The sequence below is a fragment of the Ottowia caeni genome, from assembly GCF_050821495.1.
Lineage (GTDB): Bacteria > Pseudomonadota > Gammaproteobacteria > Burkholderiales > Burkholderiaceae_C > Ottowia > Ottowia caeni.
This window is the reverse complement of record NZ_CP151080.1, coordinates 1,012,429-1,034,129: the sequence shown is the minus strand read 5'-3', so window position 1 is coordinate 1,034,129 and position 21,701 is coordinate 1,012,429. Positions and strand designations below refer to the sequence as shown.

Annotated in this window: 18 protein-coding genes and 2 pseudogenes; 5 read left to right on the top strand and 15 right to left on the bottom strand. The window is 61.3% G+C overall.

Annotation, left to right across the window (positions count from 1 at the left end; translation table 11 throughout):
* Positions 1-211: 211 nt before the first annotated feature.
* On the top strand, positions 212-922 hold the full coding sequence (locus tag AAAK34_RS04945) for a TerC family protein (protein WP_231698792.1): 711 nt from the start codon (positions 212-214) through the stop codon (positions 920-922).
* Here AAAK34_RS04945 and AAAK34_RS04940 read toward each other — a convergent pair.
* Positions 917-3,160 carry a protein-disulfide reductase DsbD domain-containing protein gene (locus AAAK34_RS04940; protein ID WP_231698793.1) on the bottom strand — a complete coding sequence of 748 codons (2,244 nt, stop codon included), beginning with the start codon at positions 3,158-3,160 and terminating at the stop codon, positions 917-919. The genes AAAK34_RS04945 and AAAK34_RS04940 overlap by 6 nt on opposite strands.
* A gap of 307 nt (positions 3,161-3,467) precedes the next feature.
* Here AAAK34_RS04940 and AAAK34_RS04935 point away from each other — a divergent pair, with 307 nt between their 5' ends.
* The 3 genes from AAAK34_RS04935 to AAAK34_RS04925 all read left to right on the top strand — a co-directional run bounded on the left by AAAK34_RS04935 (position 3,468) and on the right by AAAK34_RS04925 (position 6,806).
* Positions 3,468-4,730, top strand: coding sequence for an SAM-dependent methyltransferase (locus AAAK34_RS04935; protein ID WP_231698794.1), 1,263 nt, complete (start codon positions 3,468-3,470; stop codon positions 4,728-4,730).
* Positions 4,731-4,765: 35 nt separating this feature from the next.
* Positions 4,766-5,578, top strand: coding sequence for a creatininase family protein (locus tag AAAK34_RS04930; RefSeq protein ID WP_231698795.1), 813 nt, complete (start codon positions 4,766-4,768; stop codon positions 5,576-5,578).
* Positions 5,579-5,825: 247 nt separating this feature from the next.
* Positions 5,826-6,806 carry a Bug family tripartite tricarboxylate transporter substrate binding protein gene (locus AAAK34_RS04925; RefSeq protein ID WP_231698796.1) on the top strand — a complete coding sequence of 327 codons (981 nt, stop codon included), beginning with the start codon at positions 5,826-5,828 and terminating at the stop codon, positions 6,804-6,806.
* A gap of 39 nt (positions 6,807-6,845) precedes the next feature.
* Here the strand turns inward: AAAK34_RS04925 and AAAK34_RS04920 are convergent.
* From AAAK34_RS04920 to AAAK34_RS04860, 13 genes and pseudogenes are all read right to left on the bottom strand, one after another.
* A pseudogene (locus tag AAAK34_RS04920) lies at positions 6,846-7,241 on the bottom strand (IclR family transcriptional regulator domain-containing protein); the annotation flags it as partial.
* 75 nt (positions 7,242-7,316) lie between these two features.
* Positions 7,317-9,005, bottom strand: a complete 1,689-nt coding sequence (locus tag AAAK34_RS04915) for an IS1634 family transposase (RefSeq protein WP_431777326.1) — start codon at positions 9,003-9,005, stop codon at positions 7,317-7,319.
* Between the two features lie 63 nt (positions 9,006-9,068).
* The gene (locus tag AAAK34_RS04910) at positions 9,069-9,542 is read right to left on the bottom strand and encodes a helix-turn-helix domain-containing protein (RefSeq protein WP_431777804.1); all 474 of its coding nucleotides are present in this window, start codon (positions 9,540-9,542) and stop codon (positions 9,069-9,071) included.
* 89 nt (positions 9,543-9,631) lie between these two features.
* Positions 9,632-10,546 (bottom strand): PhzF family phenazine biosynthesis protein, encoded by a 915-nt coding sequence (locus AAAK34_RS04905; protein WP_231695200.1) that lies wholly within the window; start codon positions 10,544-10,546, stop codon positions 9,632-9,634.
* Positions 10,547-10,556: 10 nt separating this feature from the next.
* Positions 10,557-11,777, bottom strand: coding sequence for a PLP-dependent aminotransferase family protein (locus AAAK34_RS04900; protein WP_231695201.1), 1,221 nt, complete (start codon positions 11,775-11,777; stop codon positions 10,557-10,559).
* A gap of 59 nt (positions 11,778-11,836) precedes the next feature.
* Positions 11,837-12,754, bottom strand: a complete 918-nt coding sequence (locus AAAK34_RS04895; protein WP_231695202.1) for a DMT family transporter — start codon at positions 12,752-12,754, stop codon at positions 11,837-11,839.
* 45 nt (positions 12,755-12,799) lie between these two features.
* Positions 12,800-13,201 carry a RidA family protein gene (locus AAAK34_RS04890; protein WP_231695203.1) on the bottom strand — a complete coding sequence of 134 codons (402 nt, stop codon included), beginning with the start codon at positions 13,199-13,201 and terminating at the stop codon, positions 12,800-12,802.
* Between the two features lie 45 nt (positions 13,202-13,246).
* Positions 13,247-14,874 (bottom strand): annotated as a pseudogene (locus AAAK34_RS04885) (AMP-binding protein).
* Positions 14,871-16,061 (bottom strand): acyl-CoA dehydrogenase family protein, encoded by a 1,191-nt coding sequence (locus tag AAAK34_RS04880; RefSeq protein ID WP_431777803.1) that lies wholly within the window; start codon positions 16,059-16,061, stop codon positions 14,871-14,873. The pseudogene AAAK34_RS04885 and the gene AAAK34_RS04880 overlap by 4 nt, the downstream one beginning before the upstream one ends.
* Positions 16,061-16,918 carry an enoyl-CoA hydratase family protein gene (locus AAAK34_RS04875; RefSeq protein ID WP_231695206.1) on the bottom strand — a complete coding sequence of 286 codons (858 nt, stop codon included), beginning with the start codon at positions 16,916-16,918 and terminating at the stop codon, positions 16,061-16,063. The genes AAAK34_RS04880 and AAAK34_RS04875 overlap by 1 nt, the downstream gene beginning before the upstream one ends.
* Complete coding sequence (locus tag AAAK34_RS04870) at positions 16,915-17,382, bottom strand: MarR family transcriptional regulator (RefSeq protein ID WP_231695207.1); 468 nt, start codon at positions 17,380-17,382, stop codon at positions 16,915-16,917. Before AAAK34_RS04870 ends, AAAK34_RS04875 begins: the two co-directional genes overlap by 4 nt.
* A 15-nt stretch (positions 17,383-17,397) precedes the next feature.
* A complete protein-coding gene (locus tag AAAK34_RS04865) occupies positions 17,398-17,586 on the bottom strand; it encodes a hypothetical protein (protein WP_231695208.1) in 189 nt (62 codons plus the stop codon).
* A gap of 45 nt (positions 17,587-17,631) precedes the next feature.
* A complete protein-coding gene (locus AAAK34_RS04860; RefSeq protein ID WP_231695209.1) occupies positions 17,632-19,977 on the bottom strand; it encodes a bifunctional salicylyl-CoA 5-hydroxylase/oxidoreductase in 2,346 nt (781 codons plus the stop codon).
* Positions 19,978-20,127: 150 nt separating this feature from the next.
* Here AAAK34_RS04860 and AAAK34_RS04855 point away from each other — a divergent pair, with 150 nt between their 5' ends.
* Positions 20,128-20,442: a DUF1840 domain-containing protein gene (locus AAAK34_RS04855; protein ID WP_231695210.1), complete on the top strand. Its 315-nt coding sequence runs from the start codon at positions 20,128-20,130 to the stop codon at positions 20,440-20,442.
* An 85-nt stretch (positions 20,443-20,527) separates the two neighbouring features.
* Here the strand turns inward: AAAK34_RS04855 and AAAK34_RS04850 are convergent, their stop codons facing one another.
* Positions 20,528-21,529, bottom strand: coding sequence for a tripartite tricarboxylate transporter substrate-binding protein (locus tag AAAK34_RS04850; protein WP_231695211.1), 1,002 nt, complete (start codon positions 21,527-21,529; stop codon positions 20,528-20,530).
* Positions 21,530-21,701 lie beyond the last annotated feature (172 nt).

Below are 21,701 nucleotides of genomic sequence, written 5' to 3'. Positions count from 1 at the left end.
CTGTCTGACAGGTGCTTGCAGCATGCAACGCGCCTGCCTAGCAAGACCTTCGATTCCGCCCGCTCCGGGCGACTGATCGAAGTTGGACTGGTTTTCAGGCCATTTTTTTGCGTTTTTTCCGCGCAAGGCTGTTTTCCACAGATTCAGCAGCCCCTTCAGCCGATCCGGACGTTTCCGTATCGCAGTTTTGCAGTGCTGAGGTTTTGCTGACATGGAGTTTCTTTCTGCCCCCTGGTGGTCCGCGTTGCTGGCCATCATCTTGATCGACCTGGTTCTGGCGGGCGACAACGCCATTGTCATCGCGCTTGCAGCGCGCGGCGTACCCAAGCACCTGCAGCGAAAGGCCATCGTCTGGGGAACCGTAGGTGCGATCTTGTTGCGCACGACAATGACGCTCGTCGTGGTATGGCTTCTCCGGATCCCGGGGCTCATGCTGGTGGGCGGAATGGGCCTGCTATGGATTGCCTACAAGCTCGTCGCCGACCAGCACGGAGACGATGGTGAGGGCGGCACCTCCGCCAACACCTTCTGGGCCGCCATAAAAACCATCGTCATCGCCGATGCACTCATGGGCATAGACAACGTTCTGGGCGTGGCCGGCGCGGCGCACGGTGCCATGGATCTGGTGGTGATCGGCCTGCTGATCAGCGTGCCAATCATGGTATTCGGCTCGACCATGGTGCTAAAACTGGTCGACCGCTTTCCCATCATCATCTACCTGGGAGCCGGTGTCCTGGCGTATACCGCCGGTTCCATGATCGTGGGCGAGTCGCTGCTCTCCCATTGGTTCGGCACGCGCGAGGCTCCGGTGCAGTGGCTACGGTGGCCCGTAATAGCCCTCTGCGTCGCAGGCGTTCTGGGGGCAGCCTGGCTGACGAACCGCAAACGCCCAGTCTCCCAGGATGCGCCGACAGCTTTATAACTGCGCTAGAGCGGCCTTCACGTCGCCGACACTTAACACCTCGCTCAGCACAATGGGCGCCTTGCCCGGCGCCTGAAGCACATAAACCGGCACCCCGCTGCGCCCCAGGCGTTGCAATTCAGCGGTAATCGTAGCGTCGCGGCGCGTCCAGTCGGCACGTAAGGTTTGCACATTGGCAGCATCAAGGGCCGCAAGCACTTCAGCGTTGGATAAGGTCGTATTCTTGTTGTATTGGCAAGTAATGCACCAGGCTGCGGTGAAATCCACGAACACGGGCTTGCCGTTCTGCAACGATTGAGTCACCTGCTCAGGTGACCAAGGCTGCCAGCGCAAGTCGGTCTGTGCAGCAACTGAAGATTTCGCCAACTCCGGGGTACTGATCACGGCCGGACCGACGGACTTGCCCAGGAACACCAGCGCAACCAGGGATAGAGCCGCCATGGCCACGCGTGCCCGCCCGGCCAGACCTAGTGCCCACAGCAGCAATGCCAGCAGCACCAGCATGGCCAGGAGCGCACCCGCACCATCAATTCCGCTTTGCTGGCCCAGCACCCACAGCAACCAGGCGACGGTGCCAAACATGGGGAACGCCAGGAACTGCTTGAACAGCACCATCCATGCGCCGGGCTTGGGCAACCAACGGGCTACCGCAGGCCACCAGCTCGCCGCCAGATAAGGCAGCGCCATGCCCAGGCCGATAGCCCCAAACACCAGCAACGCCTGAGCCACTGGCAAACCCAAGGCCAAACCCAGCGACGCCCCCATGAAAGGTGCCGTGCAGGGCGATGCCACCGCTACGGCGAGCATGCCGGTGAGAAAAGAATTGGTCGCAGGATGCTTGGCTTCAAGCGAAGCCACACGGCTGGGCAAGAAGCTGCCGAACTCGAAAAGACCCGCCAGATTCAGACCGATCACGGTGAACAGCACAGCCAGCGCAGCCACCACCGCCGGCGACTGCAACTGAAAACCCCAGCCCAGTTGCTGCCCGGCCGCCCTCAGGGCAAGCATCAGCCCCCCGAGCGCCAGGAAAGACAGCACCACGCCAGAGGTGTAGGCCAGGCCGCTGACGCGGTGCGCGCGCTTTTCCTGGGCGTGCTGTGCAAAGCCCAGCACCTTGATGGCAAGCACAGGAAAGACACAAGGCATCAAGTTCAGCACCATGCCGCCCACCAGCGCACCCAGCAACGCGAGCAGAAAAGTACCTATGGGCACATCAGTTGGACTTGATAGGAGAGGTGCCGCTTGGGCCGCCGCATTGGCTCTGAGCGCCTCCTCCAGCGCAGGCGACACAACTGCGGCTTGCGCAAGTGGCGGCCACTCGCCATGTACAGGCGCCTCGGCTCGCCAGCCCTGATCGCCGGCCACCAGCACCAAGGGCATCATGGCGGGGCTTTCGGCTCGACCGGGAGATACGGGCAGATTGGCGGTCCAGATGTCACCGTCCCAGCGCTGGGTCCAGGTGGTCGGGGTCGCGGGCTCTCCCGCGGGGGCGGGCTGGGCGGCCGTCAGGAGAACGTGCGGTGTTTCGGGAAAAAGCTCCAGCGCCTGCCCTTGCACAGCGGGCGGCAAGCCCGCCACGCGCACCGCCAGTCGCTTGCCGTCATCAGTCAGCTCAATGCGATGAGCGCCCTGCGCTGGCTGAGGCTGGCTCTTGAGGGCCGCTTCAAACAGCTTTCCATTCAGGGCTGTGGAGCTTCGCAGCGGGATCTTCAACTCAAACTCACCCTCCTGCGGAATGCATTCCTGCCGGCAAACCAGCCAAGTGGCCTTGAGCTTCACGTCTAGTGTGCTGGCCAGCACCTGCGGCTTGTACTCGGGTGTGATGACAAGCGGCACCGGCAGCAGAACGGTACCTTCATAACCATAGTTGGCCAGATGGCCGATGGGAATTTTCTTCGGCAGCGGCCAAGCGATGTCCCCGGTCATTACGCCTGGGGGCAAGGTCCATTGCAACTCAGTCGGCAGGCCGGAGTCGCCGGAGTTCTTCCAGTAAGTGTGCCAATCTGGGGCGTGCGTCAGCTGGAGGCCAACCCAAACCTGATCACTGGCAGTGACAGACCCTGGCCCGGCAGGCACGCCCTGCGGCGCATGAGCCAGCAACTCGGCGCGCACCTGTTCAGTGACCACACTTGATTTGACAGCAGGCTCCTGAGCGCTGGCCGGCTGAAAGAACAAGGTGCCAGCAATTGCGAAAGCAGCGGCCAAAGTACGGACAGGAATGGAAATCGTTCTTCTCATGACATTGGTAAGGAACCTGTCTGATGTGACAGACACCGCGGGCCTAAGGTTCCCTGGGAACGCGCTCAAAGTCTCGGCGCAAGGAGATCGCAAACACGCTACTTAGGGGGCAAGTTTGGGAGCATTGCGTTGCACACGTGGGACAGCGAATCATGACATATCGTGCAAAAGTCGCGCAAACGTGGTAATTTGACTCAAAGCTGTAAAAAGGGGCAATGAAGCTTACTATGCCGATAGTCTCTTAAGTAGCTGCCCGTCGAGGTAGCGTCTTTCTTCTCCTTCCCGATGTATAGGAGCCGCGAGACCGATGAGATTGACTCTTGATCCCACCAACGTCAACTCCGTACTGTCACCCTGGGCTGAACGCTTGCGTCGCCACCTGAACCTGCCCTTGATGGTGCAGTGGCAAGGCTGCCAGGGTTTTCGGCTGGGCGAGTTCGATACCCCACGCGTAGTTCTTGATGTGCGCGACATGACCGGTGCCGCAGCCCTCCTGGCGCCCTCACTCGACAGTCTCGGCCGTGCTTATGTCGAAGGCCATATTGATGTTACCGGCTCGGTTCAGGACATTATCGACATGGCGCATCGATTGTCAGACCACGGCGCCAAGGAGCAGGGCGAAGGCATGATGCGCCGGCTGATCCACCGCATTGCAGACGCCACCAGCCACACGCGGGAGCAAGACCGCAAGGCCATTCAGTACCACTACGACGTCTCAAACGAGTTCTACGCCGCGTGGCTGGATCCGGCCATGGTCTATTCTTGCGCGTACTTCGAGACCGGCACTGAAACGCTGGCACAGGCACAAGAGAAAAAGATCGATCACATTCTGACCAAGCTGAAGGTCGAACCTGGTCAGACCCTTCTGGATATCGGCTGTGGCTGGGGAGCGCTGGTGCTGCGCGCAGCCGAGAAATTTGGCGCGCGCTGCGTTGGCATTACGCTGTCGCAGAACCAACACGACCTGGCTACCGAACGAGTGCGCGCTGCCGGACTGCAAGACCAAATCGAGATCCGCCTGCAAGATTACCGCGACGTACGGGGCCCGTTCGACCGCATCACGAGCGTAGGCATGTTCGAGCATGTCGGCCTGAAAAACCTGGCCGGCTACTTCCGCATCATTCACGATCTGCTGGCGCCCGCTGGCTGGGCCTTGAACCACGGCATTACCAGCACCGACCCGCAAAACGGTGAAACCAGCCATGGCGGTGGCCGCTTCATAGACCGCTACGTATTCCCGGAGGGTGAGTTGCCGCACATCGGCACCGTGCTCACCACCATGCAGGAGGGGGGATTGGAGCCAACGGATGTCGAAAGCCTGCGCCGCCATTACGCGCGCACCCTGGACTGCTGGAGCGCTTCGTTCGAAGCCAAAGCAGAGCACTTGAAAACCCTCGTGAACGACAAGCACTGGCGCATCTGGCGCGTTTACCTGGTGGGCAGCCAGTGGGCGTTCGAGCATGACGAGGTCTCACTCTTCCAGGTGCTGTGCTGCCGTGCGGGGAAGAACGCGCAGAGCCTGCCATGGTCGCGCAGGTGGATGTACGAAAATTCGCTAAAGGGGGCTTGAGAACGTGCTATAAAAGCCTGTTCAAAGATGCGCTAATGCCCACGCCCTCTCGTTTCTGGCACGACCTAGCCACCACCGACTTCGCCGCGCTGACCATGGCGCGCACCATTGCCGTACTGCCCGTTGCCGCCACCGAACAACACGGCCCACACTTGCCGCTTTCGGTAGATGCTGATCTGGCGCACGGCATCGTCAACGCTGCACTACCGCACCTGCCCCCCGATTCGCCAGCCCTATTTCTACCGGTGCAAGCTATTGGCTACAGCCCGGAGCATGCGTCCTTCCCGGGCACCTTGACGTTCAAAGCGGAAACCGTAATCCGCCTATGGGCCGAGATCGCCGAAAGCGTGGCGGCGAGCGGCGTCAGGAAGCTGCTGATCTTCAACACGCACGGCGGCAACGTAGGGCTGCTGGATGTCGTGGCGCGAGATTTACGGACCAGGCTGGGGCTGCTGGCCTACACGGCCAGCTGGTTCAACCTGCCTCTGATCGGGCCTGATGGCGAAGATGTGAGTGCACGCTTTTCTGCTGGCGAGCATCGTTTTGGTGTGCATGCCGGACAGATCGAAACGGCGATGATGCGCGCCCTCAAGCCCGAGCGGGTTCGCATGGAGGCCGCACAAGACTTCCATTCGACCTCTCGTGACCGGGCGAAAGTTTTCCCGATCCTGGGCAACGGCAAGAGCGCCAAGCTCGCATGGGCCGCTCAGGATTACAACCCGGCGGGCGCGATGGGCAATGCAGCTGCCGCCACGGCCGAAGATGGGCGTGCGCTGCTGGAAGCCTCCGGCCGTGCCCTGGCACAGCTGATCGGTGAGATCGATCGATTGCCATGGCCTGCGTCATAGCCTCATTTATAGTCTGACTGTTAGCACTTTTTCGCACGTTCACAATTCAGGAGCCTGCCGGACTTGGAGCGCCGAACGCGAAAATGGGACCCAGCGAGGACGGTTTTTGCAGGATTCGCAGGCCCATAGCCCAACTATGGGTCAAGAAGACTGTGAAAAATGGACCGCTGCGGCCCATTTGCAGCCGGCGATTTCCAAGTTCGACAGGCTCCTAAAATTCAATCATTCGTTCCATCGGAGTTCTCGCATGATCGACCGCCGCACTTTTTCTACCAGCCTGCTGGCCACTGCCGCACTGGGGTTTGCAAGCAGCCCCACCTGGGCGGCGAACGATCAGCGTCCTATCCACATCCTGGTAGGTTTTCCAGCCGGCGGCGGCTCTGACGCCATTGCGCGCTTGCTGGCTGAGAAGCTGAAAGACCTGCTCGGCCGGAACGTGGTCGTGGACAACCGGCCCGGTGCTGGCGGCCAAGTCGCGGCGCAGCAGCTGAAGGCCGCCACGCCAGACGGCACCACGCTGTTTCTCTCGCATGACCACACCATCTCGATCCTGCCGCAGGTGGTCAAAAAGCCCGGGTTCGACCCTAAGGCCGATTTCACCAACGTAGGAGGTTTTGCCACGTTCGTCAACGGCCTGGCAGTGTCTCCTAACACGCCCGCCAAGACGGTGCCTGAATTTATCGATTGGGTAAAGACCCAGCAAGGCGGCAAAAGCGCGGTGGGTATCCCCGCTCCCGCCTCTACACCAGAGTTCCTGGTGCAGTTGCTGACCAAAAAATACGAAGTCGACCTGGTGGCCGCCCCCTACAAAGGCAGCGCCCCCATGATGGCGGACATGCTGGGCAACCAGATCCCGGCCGGTATTGGTTCCGTGCAGGACTTCATCGAATACCACCGCGCCGGCAAGCTGCGCATGGTGGGAGTGCTGGGCAGCCGACGCCAGGCCGCCATGCCCGACGTTCCCACCTTCAGCGAACTGGGCTTCAAAGGCCTTGAAGACGAGCCCTTCTATGGCATTTGGGCACCTAAAGGTACACCCGCGGCATTCATTGACACCTTCACGCGCGCACTCCAAAAAGTGGTGGCCATGCCCGACGTGAACAAGCAGCTGACCGATATGGGCCTGGCGGTGGGCTATATGTCACCACGCCAGTTGGCCACGCGCGAGCGCGCTTACACGCAAGTATGGTCGCGCATCATCAAGGAAAGCGGGTTCAATCCGCAGTAATTGCGGGGGCCTGTCGGCCTCGTAGGTCGATGAGAGGTCCTACCCCAGCCCCCTCGCGGGCAGGTCTACCAGGCTTGAGTTGGCCGCGATGCCCTGCGAGATTTCAGCTGCGGCTTGCTTAATCTCTGGCACCAGCGCCTTGAGCTCCTCCAGCCGAGGCGAGTCCATGGAAGTCGCCAGGCCAATGCTCCCCAGCACCTCGCCGTCCTTGTTGAACAGGGGTGCCGCGAGGCCGGCAGCTCCTGTGCCGCACTCACCCATGGACAAACACCAGCCTCGGGCGCGAATGTCAGCCAGCGTAACCCGCAGTTCGTCCCACTCCCGTCCCAAGCCGACCTCTGCAATACGCTCTTGATGCCTCTTGAAAACTCTGCTTAACTGGTGGCGTGGCAAGTATGCAAGGATGACGTTCGCAGTAGCCCCGGCGACCAGCGGGCGCTGCTGGCCCCCGAGTTCGACACGAAGCGCTGTAAGTGTTTGATTTCCTTAGAAACCGTTCTCATCTTGCCACTACAAGAGGCTTAACTGGGTGTCTGGGTTAGGGCTCCTGACGTTCAGAGCGGCCAGCACGCTGGCCTGGCCTCGGTGGATGGTGGAGATGCCTGCGATGGGCACGCCTTCGTTGATTGACACGCTTTGCCGCTGAATGCGCCGCAGTTGCGCCAGGGCCATCTCGGGTGACGCACTGTGACCGGCCGCTTTCAGCCGCTGGCGCATCACGCGGTACAGAATCAAGGCCATGAAACAGATGCTGGCGTGCGCACGGATGCGCTCGGGCAACCGGTGGTACACCGGCGCAATCTCGATCTCGGACTTCAGCACTCTGAAGCCGCGCTCGATGTCGGCCAGACTCTTGTAGCGCTGCACAATCTCGGCAGGACTGAGGTCAGCCACGTTGGTGACCAACAGCAGCTTGCCATCCATCATTTGCGCCCGGGCCAAGGCCTTGGCATCAATCTCGTAAGTGAAGAGCTCAGACTTCAGATCGACCTTGACGATCTTGGTCAGATGAGCCTCGGCCACTTCGTGAAAGAAGCGCGCCTTGGCCCCGGAGTCACTGAGCTTGCGCCCGCGGTGAACCTCCCCCGCATCCTGCCCGTCGAGCTTGCCAGCCAACTGCTCAGCCCGCGCCTGCAGCGCCGCAATGCGCGTCGCGCGAAGGGCAGTCTGCTCCTGCGCACGCACGGGGTCGTGCGCCACCACTAGGCGGTGGCCTTCCCACTTCGCTTGCGTGATCGTCTCGCTGCTGTGCGCCTGCGCCTGGGCATGTAAGGGTTCAAGCAGTTCGGCGAACTCGCCATACCGGCGACCCGGCACGGCCAGGATGAACTCCAGGGGCTGCCCACTGGGCAGGCTGATGCGGGTGAGCTCGGCCAGGTTATCCACCGACAGCAAGCCCCGGTCGGCCACCATCACCAGGCGGCGAATGTGCGGGTAGCGCGCCAGCACCTTGCGCACGGTGGGCAGCATCGTCGGCGCCTCGGCCGTATTGCCATCAAACACCTCGTGGTAGATCGGCATGCCGTCGGCAGTCTGCACCACGCCCAGCAGGAACTGCCGTGCAATGCCGCCCTCCTTGGACATTCCGAAGTGGCGCACATCGCCCTGCTGAACACTCAGGCCTTCGCTTCGGATGGTGGTCAAATCGTAGAACACCACCGAAAGCTCGTCATCGATCAGCGGTCGCAGCAGGTGGGCCACGCAATCATCGACCGCTCCCTGGTGATCGATCAGGGCATCCATGCTGCGCAGCAGGTGCTGATGAGTGATCTTGCTGGGCTCTACCCCGGGCATCGAGACGGTCTGCAACCAGCGCAGTGCACCCAGCTTGGAATCGGCATCGCACAGACGGTTGAAGACCATCACGCGGATGGCGTGCTCCACCGCAGTGGTGTAGCGAGCCCGGCGGAATACGCCAGCCAGGGCATCAAAACCCAGCTCACGCCAGAGCTGATCGAGCGCCCAGACATCACCCAGAGCCAAAGCCGATTCGAACTTGATCTGCGGGGTGGCCACATCCGCGCTGCGGCCCTTGGCCCGCAGCAGCGTGGCGAGCACCGCATCGACTTGGCCGCCGTCCTCATCCACACGCCCAAGCGTGGTGACGGTGCGCTGGCGCGGCGTGCCGCTGGCGTCCCGGAAGGACTCCATCAACTGAGCGTAAGTGTGGCCGCCCGAGCGGGTGAGCTTGACGAACATGGTGCTCCTCAGTGTAGGACAAATCAAAAATATTGCCAACACCAACACCATGAAAGATTGCCACTACAGAAAATTCAGAAATTTACGCGCAAGTCCTTGATTCTTAACACCCGGACCCCGGGAAAATGGTCTAAAAGAGGGGCAAAGTGTCGAACTCCGGTGGCCCCGGCCCGACAAGCCAGGCGGAGCGTCAGGAGTGAGCACCTGCCGCACACACATGACCGATTCGCTGTAGAGCACGGACAGCAGCGCGCTGAACCGGGTTTCCTGGGACAACGCGACCACCCTGGGGCTACCCACGGTGTAGATCGGATCGAAGGTTCGGGCCACGCGATCAAGAACCAGCACTCGGGGCCCCACCACGTACGACCCACTGCCTACGCGAGCCAGCAACCCCGCCTGATGAAGCGATTTGAGGTAACGGTAGCAGGATGAAACGGGCAACTCACAACGAGCCGCCAGTTCCTCTGCGGACCAAACAGGTGCGTCGACGCTGAACGCGTCGAGCAGGTAAAGCATTTTGTCTTGGCTCCTCATAGGCCGATATTCCTTTTCGAGGAGCGCGATTATGCCGAGCGAAGCCCTGTCAAATGCTTACGGCTGGGTAAGGCGGCAGGAGAGTGGCTCTAAATTTCCGCAGTACCCACGATGCAGCGCACACAATGGCCACCCACCCAGACTTGGCCGTTCGCATCGCGGTGCACGTGCACCCGCCCTTCCCGCCCCAGTACCGTGCCTTGGCTGGCCACATACGAAGTGGGCACTTCTCCTGCATCAATCAACCACTGCGCCAGGCTGGCGTTAAGGCTACCGGTCACCGGGTCTTCAGCCACTCCGATGGGCGCGGCAAAGGCGCGCACTTCAACCAGTGGCGTTTCGCCACGAACGGCGGCACCAACGAAGGCTCGAGCTTCCCGGCTGGACCGGGAGATCAAGGGCATAGCGGCTTCAGACGGATAGGTGCCCAGCACACCCACTTTGCAACCCAGGGCAGAGAGTTGGGCCTGATCCGGCTCCAGCACCAGCACCGTGTCGGCACTGTCCAGTTGCAAGCCCAGCCACACGGGCCCGTTGTCGAGCAATTGCGCACGCAGCACCTGGCCGGCCTCAATACCCAATGCCTTCACGACCGACGCGAGGGTAGCCGGTGACGGCTCGCTACGATGACTCGGCGGGGCCGCAAATGCCAGCCGCCCGCCATCGCGGCGTATGCGCACCAAGCCCTTGGCGCATTCCTGCACGACCTGCTCTGAGGATTTGGCTTGCCCGCCCGCCGCCAGCCATGCGAAGCAGGAGCCCAGCGTCGGATGGCCGGCAAAAGGAAGCTCACCGCCTGGTGTGAAGATGCGCAATGCATAGTCGGCCGCGGGATCGCTCGGAGGCAGCACGAAAGTGGTTTCCGAGAGGTTTGTCCAGCGTGCAAAGCGCTGCATGGCCGCCTCGTCAAGCCCGCTGCCGTCCAGCACCACAGCCACGGGATTGCCGTAGCCAGGCATCGAACTGAAGACGTCGATCTGGGCGAAGGGGCGGGACGGGATCATGGCGACGGACTCAGCGGGAAAGCGCTTCGCGAATCACTTGGGCCAGGGCTGCCATGCCACGATCGATCTGCTCAGGCGTTGAGGTCACGAACGAGAGGCGCAGCGTGCGCATGTCAGGGTCTCGCGCATAAAACGGCGCCCCAGGCACGAAGGCCATGCCGGCATCCACGGCGGCGGGCAAAAGGGCTTGCGCATTCAGCCCTTCAGGCAAACGCACCCAGATGAACATGCCGCCCTTGGGCTCGGTCCATGTGGCTCCCGTGGGGCCCAGCTCGCGCGTCAGTGCGCTCACCATGGCGTCGCGCTGGGCATGGTAGCGCGTGCGAATGGTGGGCACGTGCTGATCCAGAAAGCCGTCGCGAATAACCTCCGCCACCAGACGCTGGTTAAAACCGGGGGTATGCAGATCGGCCGCCTGCTTGGCTTGCAACAACTTTGGATACAGAGCAGACGGTGCAATCACATAGCCCAGACGCAAACCCGGTGCCAGAATCTTGCTGAAAGAGCCAAGATAGATGACGCCTTCCGGCCAGCGCGCCAGTAGAGGCCTTGGAGGTGCCTGATCAAACCACAGCTCGCCATAGGGGTTGTCTTCCACGACAGGAAGCCCGAACTCGCGGCAAACGGCCAGCACGGCTTCGCGCCGTGCTTCCGGCATGGTGCGACCGGTAGGATTCTGAAAATTGGGCAGCAAGTACATGAAGCGCGGCCGCTCGGGCATAGCTGCGAGCTGCTTGCGCAGCGCCTCCGGCAGAACACCTTCGCCGTCGCTGTCCACGCTTTCGATGTGGGGCTCCATGGGTGTAAAGGCCTGGAGCGCGCCGAGGTAGGTGGGAGTCTCAACCATGACGGGGGCACCTGCATCGATCAGCACCTTGGCGATCAGATCCAGTCCCTGCTGGCTGCCGGTGGTGATCAGCACCTGATCAGGCGAGACGGTCGCCCCCTGTTTGCCCATCTCAGTCGCGACCCATTCGCGCAACTCAGGCAAGCCTTCGCTCGCCGCGTACTGCAACGAAGGCTTGGCGATGCTGCTGCCTTCCCCCAGGATAGCGGCGCAGGCGGCATGCATGGCCGCCACCGGAAAAGTTTCAGGCGAAGGCAATCCGCCTGCGAAGTTAAGAATTCCCGGGCGCTCGGTCACTTTCAGTATCTCGCGGATCGCCGAGGGATTCATGGCCTCGGCCCTGCGAGCAAGTTGCCAGGGGCGAGGTTGATCGTTCAGGTTCATGGAAAGCTTTCTTGAGGTTCTCAGCCCGTATTAAAAATCAAATTCGGCTCGAATGGATTTCAGCTGCCTCGCGCGGGCAAGTGCCGGCTGGCAAACACCGTCGCCACCACTGCCAGCGCGAATCCGATCGACACGGCATCGGGCTGCTCACCCAGCAAGGGCCATGCGAAAAACATCGACAAAAACGGCTGCAATAGCTGAGTCTGGCTCACGCGCAAGGCGCCTCCCCAGTCGAGGCCTCGATACCAAGCGAAAAAACCTGCCCACATCGACACAGAACCCAGATACACAAACGCCAACCAACTTACGGGACGAATATGGCCTGAGTTCTCCGGCCAAAACCAAAACGCAACCGGCAGGGTGAACGGCAGTGCTGCGGCGCATACCCAACAGATAACTCGCTCCGCACCGAGCACAGGCGTGATTTTGGCACCATATACATATCCGACTGATGCGGCCACTATTGCGGCGATGAGCAGCAGATCGGCCGAAGCGAAGCCGAAGCCACCTTGCGTGTCGGCCCGTAGCCACGCAAACAAGACCACAAAAGCGCTGCCCACCAAGGCAAGTATCCAGAAAGCGGGCCGCGCGCGTTGGTGGAGCAACCAGGCCGCCACGACGGCTGTGGCCAAAGGAGACAACGCGGTGATGACCGCCGCGTGCGTTGCGGTGACGCTGCGCAGCGCCCAGGCCAGCAGTAGAGGGTAGGCGATCACATTGCCCGCAACCGCGGCAGCCAGCGCAGGCCAATGCGCGCGCTGCGGCAATGTTGAACGCGTTAGCAGCAGGAACAGCACCGACAACACACCTGCCAGCGCAGCGCGCCCCAAGGTCAGGAATACAGGGTCAAGCTGCGGCTGTTCCGCCGTGCCCGTGGCCAGCCGGGTGGCAGGCAAGGTGATGGCGAAGCAAGTGACTCCCAGGACGCCCAGCCAGAAACCAGCCAGCAGTCGGGCGTCGCCCTGAGGTTCCTTCATGCGGCTGTCCTGAAGATCACAAGAGGCTAACCGGCTTTGCCAGGCTTAGGCGGAATCAGGCACCACCGCGGTAACCTCAATCTCGACTTTGGCGCGCTCCTCCATCAGGGCCGCCACCTGCACGCAAGTCATGGCCGGGAAATGCTTGCCGACGACCTCGCGGTACACAATCCCCAGTTCCTTCAGCCGAGCGTTGTATTCGACACGGTCGATGACATACCAGGTCATGCGCACCATATGCTCGGGCCCCGCGCCACCTGCTCTCAGCACGTCCATGACATTGCGCAACGTCTGCTGGCACTGCTCGATGAAATCGTCGCTTTCGAATTCTTGCTGTGCGTTCCAGCCTACTTGGCCGCCAACGTATATCTGCGTGCCGCGTGCGGCTATGCCGTTGGCATAGCCCTTGGCGGGGGCCCAGCCAACGGGCTGGAGGACTTTATTCATGGCAATGCTCCAAATTCTGATTCGATCGATGCCTATGCACTCAAGCTAGCTTGACTGTCGCAGCTTGAAGCGCTGCAACTTGCCTGTCTCGGTACGCGGCAGTGCCGTGGTGAACTCGATTTCGCGAGGGTACTTGTAAGGCGCGATCTGGCCTTTCACATGCTCTTGCAGTGTTTTGACCATGGCGGCATCGCTCGCATGGCCGGCTTTCAGCACGACGAATGCCTTGATGACCATGCCCCGCTCCTCGTCGGGTTTTCCGATCACAGCGCATTCGGCCACCGCCGAATGGGTGAGCAGGCAATCTTCAACCTCCGGCCCGCCCACGTTGTAGCCGGCGGTAATGATCATGTCGTCGTCCCGCGCCTGGTAATGAAAATACCCCTCGTCGTCCTGCACAAACGCGTCGCCGGGAAGATTCCAGCCGTCTTGGACATACTTCGCCTGCCGCACATCATCCATGTAGCGGCATCCCGTGGGGCCCATAACGGCCAACTTTCCCACCATTCCGCGCGGCACTTCGCGCCCCTCATCGTCGACCACCCTGGCTCGGTAACCGGGCACGACCTTGCCAATGGCACCTCGGCGGACATCTTTGCCTGCGGATGAGATGAATATGTGGAACATTTCCGTGGCGCCAATACCATCCAGCATTTCGATGCCTGTGGCATCCTTCCAGAGTTGGCGCGTCGCGTCCGGTAAAGCCTCACCCGCGCTCACGCAAGTATGCAGCGTGGGGATGCCTATAGCCTTGGCGTGCGGCGCCATTTGCCGATAGAACGTGGGCGCGGTATAGCAGGTGGTAATGCGGTGCTCGCGCATCTGGCGCACCATGGTCTCGGGGTTATAGGGAACGTCGGGAAAGTAGATACTGGCCCCGGCCCACATCGGAAAGAGCAGCAATCCGCCGAGTCCAAAGGTAAAAGCGAGCGGGGTGACCCCGTCACCACGTCGTCCGCGGAGGGTTTGAGCACGTGCCGTGGCCAACTCTCGCATGCGGCCAACACATCGCGGTGAGTATGCACCACGGCCTTGGGTTGGCCCGTGGTGCCGCTGGTAAACGCCAGGAGCGCAATGTCGTCCGCCGCTGTCGGGCAAGCCTTGAACGAGGCGGGCTGCTGCGCTGCCAGCGCACCGAGATCCTGCGGATCACCAGCCGCCCCGAAACGCAGGATATGGCGCAAATTCCCTGGTTGCTGTGCGTGGGCTTGCTCCAGGTCCAGCAGCAATCTCGCGTCGCAGATGGCGGCGGCTGGTTGTGCTTTGTCAATCACCTTGCCGAGCTCGACCGCCCGGAACAGCGGCATGGTGGCCACCGCGATGAGACCTGCCTTGACGACAGCCAGCCACGACAACGCCATGCCAATGGAGTTGCCGCCGCGCAGCAGCACCCGGTTGCCTGGCTCCAGCTTCAACTCATGGATCAGATAGCCTGCGATGCGATCAACACGTTCGCGCGTTTCGGCGTAAGTCAAACTGATCTGGGGCGATCGCAACAGGATGCGTTGACCCCAACCCTTGCGCTCGATCGCATCGTCGAGCAGACGTGCGACGAGGTTGACTTGGTCCGGAAACTGAAGCTCCGGCAAGTCATAACGTAGCTCTGGCCATTGTTCGCGCGGGGGCAGGCGATCATGGACGAAGCGGTCAGTCTGGGCGCTAAGGGTACTCATGTCAGAACGGCCTTTCCGATGATGAGTTGCTGGACTTCAGTGGCACCTTCGTAGATGCGCAGGCTCCGAATGTCACGATAGAGCGACTCGACCCGCGAACCGACCATGACTCCGAGCCCGCCATGCATCTGGAGGGCCATGTCGATCACACGTTGGGCGTTTTCGGTGGCGGTCATCTTGGCCATGGCCGCCGCTACGCTGCGCTCCTTCATCGACCCCTGCTGCATGTCGCGCATCCAGGCGGCGCGGTAGGTGAGCACCGCGCCAGCGTCGATCAGTGCCGCCATTTCGCCGAGTTTGGCCTGGGTCAGTTGGAAGTCTGCCAGCGTGTGGCCGAACATTTTTCGCTGGCGGGCATGCGCGACCGCCTCCGCCAATGCGCGTCGCGCCATGCCCAACGCGGCCCCCGCCACGCTGGCACGGAAGATGTCGAGCGTCTGCATGGCGAGCTTGAAACCGCCGTTCACCTCGCCCAGAGGCTCATTGCCTGCCACCACGGCATTGGCGAGCTTCAGCGTGGCCAAGGGGTGCGGGGCCATGACCTGAATATGCGCGTTGTCGTCCAGGCCCGCCGCGCCCTTGTCGACGATGAAAGCCGTGATCCCGCGGCTGCCAGCTTGAGAGTCGGTCTTGGCGAACATGCAATAGAAGTCGGCCAGGCCTCCATTGCTGATCCAGGTCTTGGTGCCGTTCAAGCGCCACAGGCCGCCTTCGCAGTCTGCTTGCGTCTTCATGGCCGCCACATCAGAGCCGGCGTCCGCCTCGCTCAGCGCGAAGGCCGCAATTTTTTCGCCTCGCGCTACCGCAGGCAGGTATTCAGCCTGCTGCGCCGGAGTGCCTCCCAGCGATATGGCACCGCTGCCCAGCCCCTGCATCGCAAAGGAAAAATCTGCCAAGGGCGAGTAAAAAGCCAGCGTTTCGCGCAGCAGCACCAGCGCCCGGGAGTCCAACTGAGGCAAAGCCCCGCCATGGTCTCCTGCCACGCAATAACGCAGCCAACCGCCTTCCCCCAGAAGCTGCACCCAATTCCGGCATGCAGCGCGGTCGTCCGTCTCGTCCACGCCCTGCGCATTGGCCCAAGCCGGCAGGCGAGCTGCAATGTCCCTGTGCGCGGCCTCGAAGAAAGGTAACGCCAGGTGCTCCGCAGAAGGCACCAGAGCCGTCGGCCGCATCACACCGCCACTCATCAGTCTCCCCCAAACACAGGTTTTTGCTTGGCCGCGAAGGCCTCATACGCGCGTCGGAAATCCTGCGTCTGCATGCAGATCGCCTGCGCCTGCGCTTCGGCTTCGATGGCCTGCTCAATGGTCATGGCCCATTCCTGGCTCAGCATGTTCTTGGTCATGCCGTGGGCAAAGGTCGGGCCGGCCGCCAGCTCGCGCGCCATGGCATGCGCCTTGTCCAGCAACTCACCGCTATCGTGCAGCGCGTTGAAGAAACCCCAACTCAGGCCTTCCTGTGCTGTCATGGCTCGGCCGGTGAAAAGCAGCTCGCTGGCGCGCCCTTGGCCGATCACGCGCGGTAGCAACGCGCATGCGCCCATATCCGCCCCAGCCAAGCCCACGCGCGTGAACAAGAATGCCGTCTTGGTGAGGGGTGAGCCGTAGCGCAGGTCGCAAGCCAGCGCCATCATGGCGCCCGCACCCGCACAAATGCCGTCGATGGCGCCCACGACCGGTTGAGGGCAGGCGCGCATGGCCTTCACCAGGTCTCCGGTCATGCGCGTGAATTCGAGCAGCTCCGGCATGCTCATTTTGGTCAGAGGGCCGATGATGTCGTGCACATCGCCACCCGAGCAGAAGTTGCCCCCCTCGCCCGCCACCACCACCACCCTCACGTCGGTGGCGTAACGCAGCCCGTTGAAGAGATCGCGCAACTCCCCGTAAGAATCGAAAGTGAGCGGGTTCTTGCGCTCCGGGCGATTGAGCGTGACGGTGGCTACACCTGACTCATCGCACTGCCAGTTGAAGTGCTTCGCGACGTAGCTCGATTGCGCCCTGAACTGAGGACGCATGGGGTTGCCCTGACCGATGTAATGTTTCACGCTATCTCCTGAAGAAAATGCTGCTTCACTTTACCGAGCAGCTGATGAAGTGTGTGCAATTCGCCTGCGTTCAGGCCCGCGAAGGCCTCAACGATCCAGCCTTCATGGGCCGCCGCCATGGCCTTGAACTGACGCCGGCCTTGTGTCGTGAGCCGCACCCTGAAAGCGCGTCGATCACCTTCTACTTCCACACGCTCAACCAGGCCTTCACCTTCGAGCTGATCGGTGATGCCGGTCACGTTGCCCCCGGTGACCATCATGCGGCGCGAGAGCTCGTTCATGCGCAAGCCCTCGGGAGCGCGTTCGAGTTGTGCCATCAGATCAAATCGAGGCAAGGTAGAGCCCCACTGTTCGCGCAGGCCGGCTCGAATGTCCTTCTCCACCAATTGCGTGCAAGTGAGCATGCGCAGCCAAAGGCGCAGCTCGTCCGGGTGTTCGCTATGTACGCGTGCTTCCTGATCCAATGATCTCTCCTCAGCCTAGATCCGGCCGTTGGACGCGCCCGAGCAGGTCGTCATCGGGTGCGCTGGCAAGGCGCGAGGACGCGGCAGGCTCGTGCCTGCAAGGACGAGCAACGCCGCCAGCGCACCCGAGGGCGGCCTGATCGGGTGCGTAGCGCTCTCACCTAACGGGTGAGCGTTATCGGAGCATAGAAATTGAGTGTTCATGCGGCTTTCCTGAAGATTTCAAGCGGTCAACTGCCGGATCTAGGCTCAGGCAACTACGGCGCCGGATGCTCCCGCCATGCCGCCATCAGTTTGCATGGCTTTCTGCCGGGCGATCTCACGGTAGAGTTGGTCACGCCCGCTTTCATAGGGCTTGGGCCAGGTCACGGCGCGGCTTTGCAGCTTGGCAGCTTCGTGCAATGTCCAGGCCGGATCCGCCAGATGTGGCCGGGCTATTGCGCACAGATCAGCACGGCCGGCGGCGATGATGCTGTTGGCATGATCGGCCTCCGAGATGGCCCCGACGGCGATGGTGGCAATGCCAGCCTCGTTGCGAATGCGATCGGCAAACGGGGTCTGGTACATGCGGCCGTACACGGGTTTGGCGTCGCGCGTGGTCTGTCCGGAAGACACATCGATCATGTCGCAGCCAGCTGCCTTGAACATGCGCGCGATCTCGATCGCATCGTCCGGCGTGGTGCCACCGGGCACCCAGTCATGGGCTGAAATGCGCACGCTCATGGGCTTATCTTGTGGCCATGCAGCGCGCATGGCTGCGAAAACCTCCAGCGGGTAGCGACAGCGGTTCTCAAGTGAGCCACCATACTCATCGGTGCGCCGGTTGGTCAGCGGGCTGATAAAGGAGGCCAGCAGATAGCCGTGCGCGCAGTGCAGTTCGAGCCAGTCGAAACCCGCCCTCGCAGCCCGGCGCGTGGATTCCACGAACGCGAGTTTCAGCGCATTCATTTCCTGCGCACTCATGGCAGCGGGAACCTGGTTCTGCTCGCCATACGGCACAGCACTGGCCGCCTGAATCGGCCAGTTGCCCTGCGGCAGAGGTTCATCAATGGCTTCCCAGCCCAACTGGGTTGACCCCTTGGGTCCGCTGTGACCGAGCTGCAGGCCAATGGCCGCGTTGCTCTGGATGTGCACGAAGTCGACAATGCGCTTGAATGCAGCTTCCTGCGCATCGTTGTACAGACCAGGGCAGCCCGGAGTGATGCGCCCTTCGGGTGTGGGGCTGGTCATTTCCACCATGACCAGCGCAGCCCCTCCAAGGGCCCTCGCGCCCAGGTGAACCAGGTGATAGTCGCCCACCACGCCATCCTTTGCACTGTACTGCGCCATGGGTGAAACGACGATGCGGTTCTTCAGCGTCAGACCACGCATGCTGAAAGGCGTGAACATGGGTGGCACCGCCTGCCCTTTGGCGAACCAGGCTTCGTATCCTTCCAGCCAATTGGCGTCGCGCAGCCTCAGGTTCTCGTGGCTGATGCGCTGGCTGCGCGTCAGCAGTGAGTAGGCAAACTGCTCGATCTCCATGCCGGTGTACCGATCCACGTTCTCGAACCATTCGGTAGAGTTGCGGGCAGCGTTCTGTATTTTGAGCACCTCGACACTGCGGCGCGCTTCGTAGGCCTGTAGCACGGCATCAATATCTTCGCCCGTGGCGAATTCGTCCGCCAGGTCAATGGCGTCTTCGAGAGCCAGCTTCGTGCCGCTGCCTATGGAAAAATGGGCCGTGTGAGCCGCGTCCCCCATCAGCACGATAGGAGTGCGCTTTCCCTGAATGTCCAGATGGTGAACCCAGGTCTTGCAGATCACGCGCGGGAAACGGATCCAGATGGCTGAGCCGCGCAAGTGCTTGGCGTTGCTGATGAGCTCATGACCATCGAGATACTTGGCAAACAGCTTCTGGCAAAAGGCAACGCCCTCTTCCTGGCTCATCTGGTCCAAGCCATGTGCTTTCCACACCTCTTCGGGGGTTTCGACGATGAACGTGGAGGTGTCTTCGTCAAACTTGTATGCGTGCGCCTGAAACCAGCCGTGCTCGGTCTTCTCGAAAGCAAAGGTGAAGGCGTCGAATGTTTTGTGTGTGCCAAGCCAGACAAAGCGGCACTGCCGAAGGTCAATATCGGGCTGGAACACCTCTTCGTAGCGGGTGCGAATGCGGCTGTTCAATCCGTCGCTGGCGATGATCAGGTCGGCCTCGTACCTCGATGCAATGGCCTGCTCATCCGAGACATCAGTTTCGAACACCAGATCGACACCAAGCTGAAGACACCGTTCCTGCAGAATGTTGAGCAGGTGCTTGCGCCCAATGCCACAAAAGCCGTGGCCGCCGGATCGCACGCTGCGCCCCTTGAAGAACACCTCGATGTCGTCCCAGTGGTTGAACGCATCACCGATCAGGCGCGCGCTTTCGGCGTCCGCCACCTGGAGGTTACCGAGGGTCTGGTCGGAAAACACCACGCCCCAGCCAAAGGTATCGAAAGGACGGTTTCGCTCGACCACCGTGACCCGGCATTCGGGCCGCTGCTTTTTCATCAGCAGGCCGAAATACAACCCAGCCGGACCGCCACCGATGCATACGATGCTGGAAAGTTTGTTCATGGTTCAATTGTTTAACTCTAAACAATTGAAGTCAAATCGGTGTTTTCACCTAGAACTCGACTCCTGAACACGCCTGTGTGAACGGAGTTGGGCACAATGAACCTTGGAGCGCTAGAACGTTCTAGTAACGCGTTTACCAAGGAGACCCGCATGCTTTACAAATTCAAATCTCAAGCGGCCGCTGAAGTCATCATGCTGCCCCTCACCGGTGACGAGATCTTGAAAATCATTGGCAAGACGCCGGCACCGACGGGCATCGTCACGGTGGAGCAGATTCCGGGGGCCATTGCGGCGCTGCAGGCCGAGATCAAGCGCCGGGAAACACAACCGCAGCAAGAGGACGAGAACAGCGAAGAGGCCCCAAAAGAGGGCGACCCAATACCGCTGAGTCGGCGTGCAGTGCCTTTTATTGAGCTTTTGCGCGAAAGCGCGGATGCGGGGAAAGATGTGGTCTGGGGAGTGTGACCACGCTCTGGGCGCGCGCACTCGAGTGCGCACGCCCTCCCTGCGAAGGAAAGGGGGAAGGCACGTCAGTACCTAAAGCCGGGAATCAATCCGCGTACTGACCGGCCGCCTTGATCACGGCGCCCCACTTAGCCACCTCGGAAGCGACAAATTTCTTGTGCTCCTCAGGGTTCATGCGCCCGTCAGTCACCACCACAGCACCAAGCCCTTCTTCTTTCTTGATGAAGTCCGGATCTTTCAGGGCCACCTTCAACGCGTCGTTGAGGGTCTTCAGCACCGCCGGCGGAGTGCCCTTGGGAGCGTACAGGCCGTGCCAGATACTGACATCGAAGCCCTTCAGGCCAGCTTCATTGAGCGTAGGCAGATCTTTGTAGACGGCAGGAACAGAAATCCGCTTGGCGGTGCTCACAGCGAACGCCTTGATCTTCTTGCCTTCAACCTGACCTGTGGTGTTGGTGGTCTGGTCGCACATGATGTCGATCTGGCCGCCCATGAGATCCGTCATGGCGGGCGCCGTGCCCTTATAGGGAACGGTGGTCATTTCAGTCTTGAGCTGGTTTTGCAGCATCAGGCCGCAAAGGTGCGAGGCGCTACCCAGACCGGCGTTACCAAGGTTCACCTTGCCTTTGTTCTGACCAATCCAGGTATTGAGCTCGGCCCAGGTATTGGCGGGCATTGAAGGCTTGCTGACGACGACCATGGGCACCTCATTGACAAGGCCCAGATACTCGAACTCGTCGTACTTGAAACCAGGGTTGCGGTACAGCGTGGCCGTGGTGGCCAGCCCGACGTGCGCCACCAGCAGTGTGTAGCCATCCGGAGCGGCACGAAACGCCTTGGCCGTGCCGATGGTGCTGCCGGCACCTGCCGCATTGTCAACCAAGATCGTAGCGCCATTTAGAGGCTTGCGCAGGGCCTCAGCCAGGTCGCGAGCCACCTTGTCGGTGGGGCCACCTGCGGCGAAGGGCACGATCAGGGTAATGGTTTTGCCAGATGCCGGAAAAGTTTGTGCCTGGGCGCCAACGGCGCAGGTTAGCGCGGCTGCGGCAGCACACAGACGCAAGGCGGTGGGCAAGCTGGATTTCATGTAGACATATCCTTTGTATCGTTAATAGGGAGATCGCTACATATTAAGAAGCAACGATGACTTGGTGCATTGGGGTTTGCGCGAAGTTTTAATACCTTTTTATTCCTCTTAAATGTATTTTTCGCCAGAGGCGCCACCAATTCCGTCACGCTTCGCTGCCAATGTGTAACTG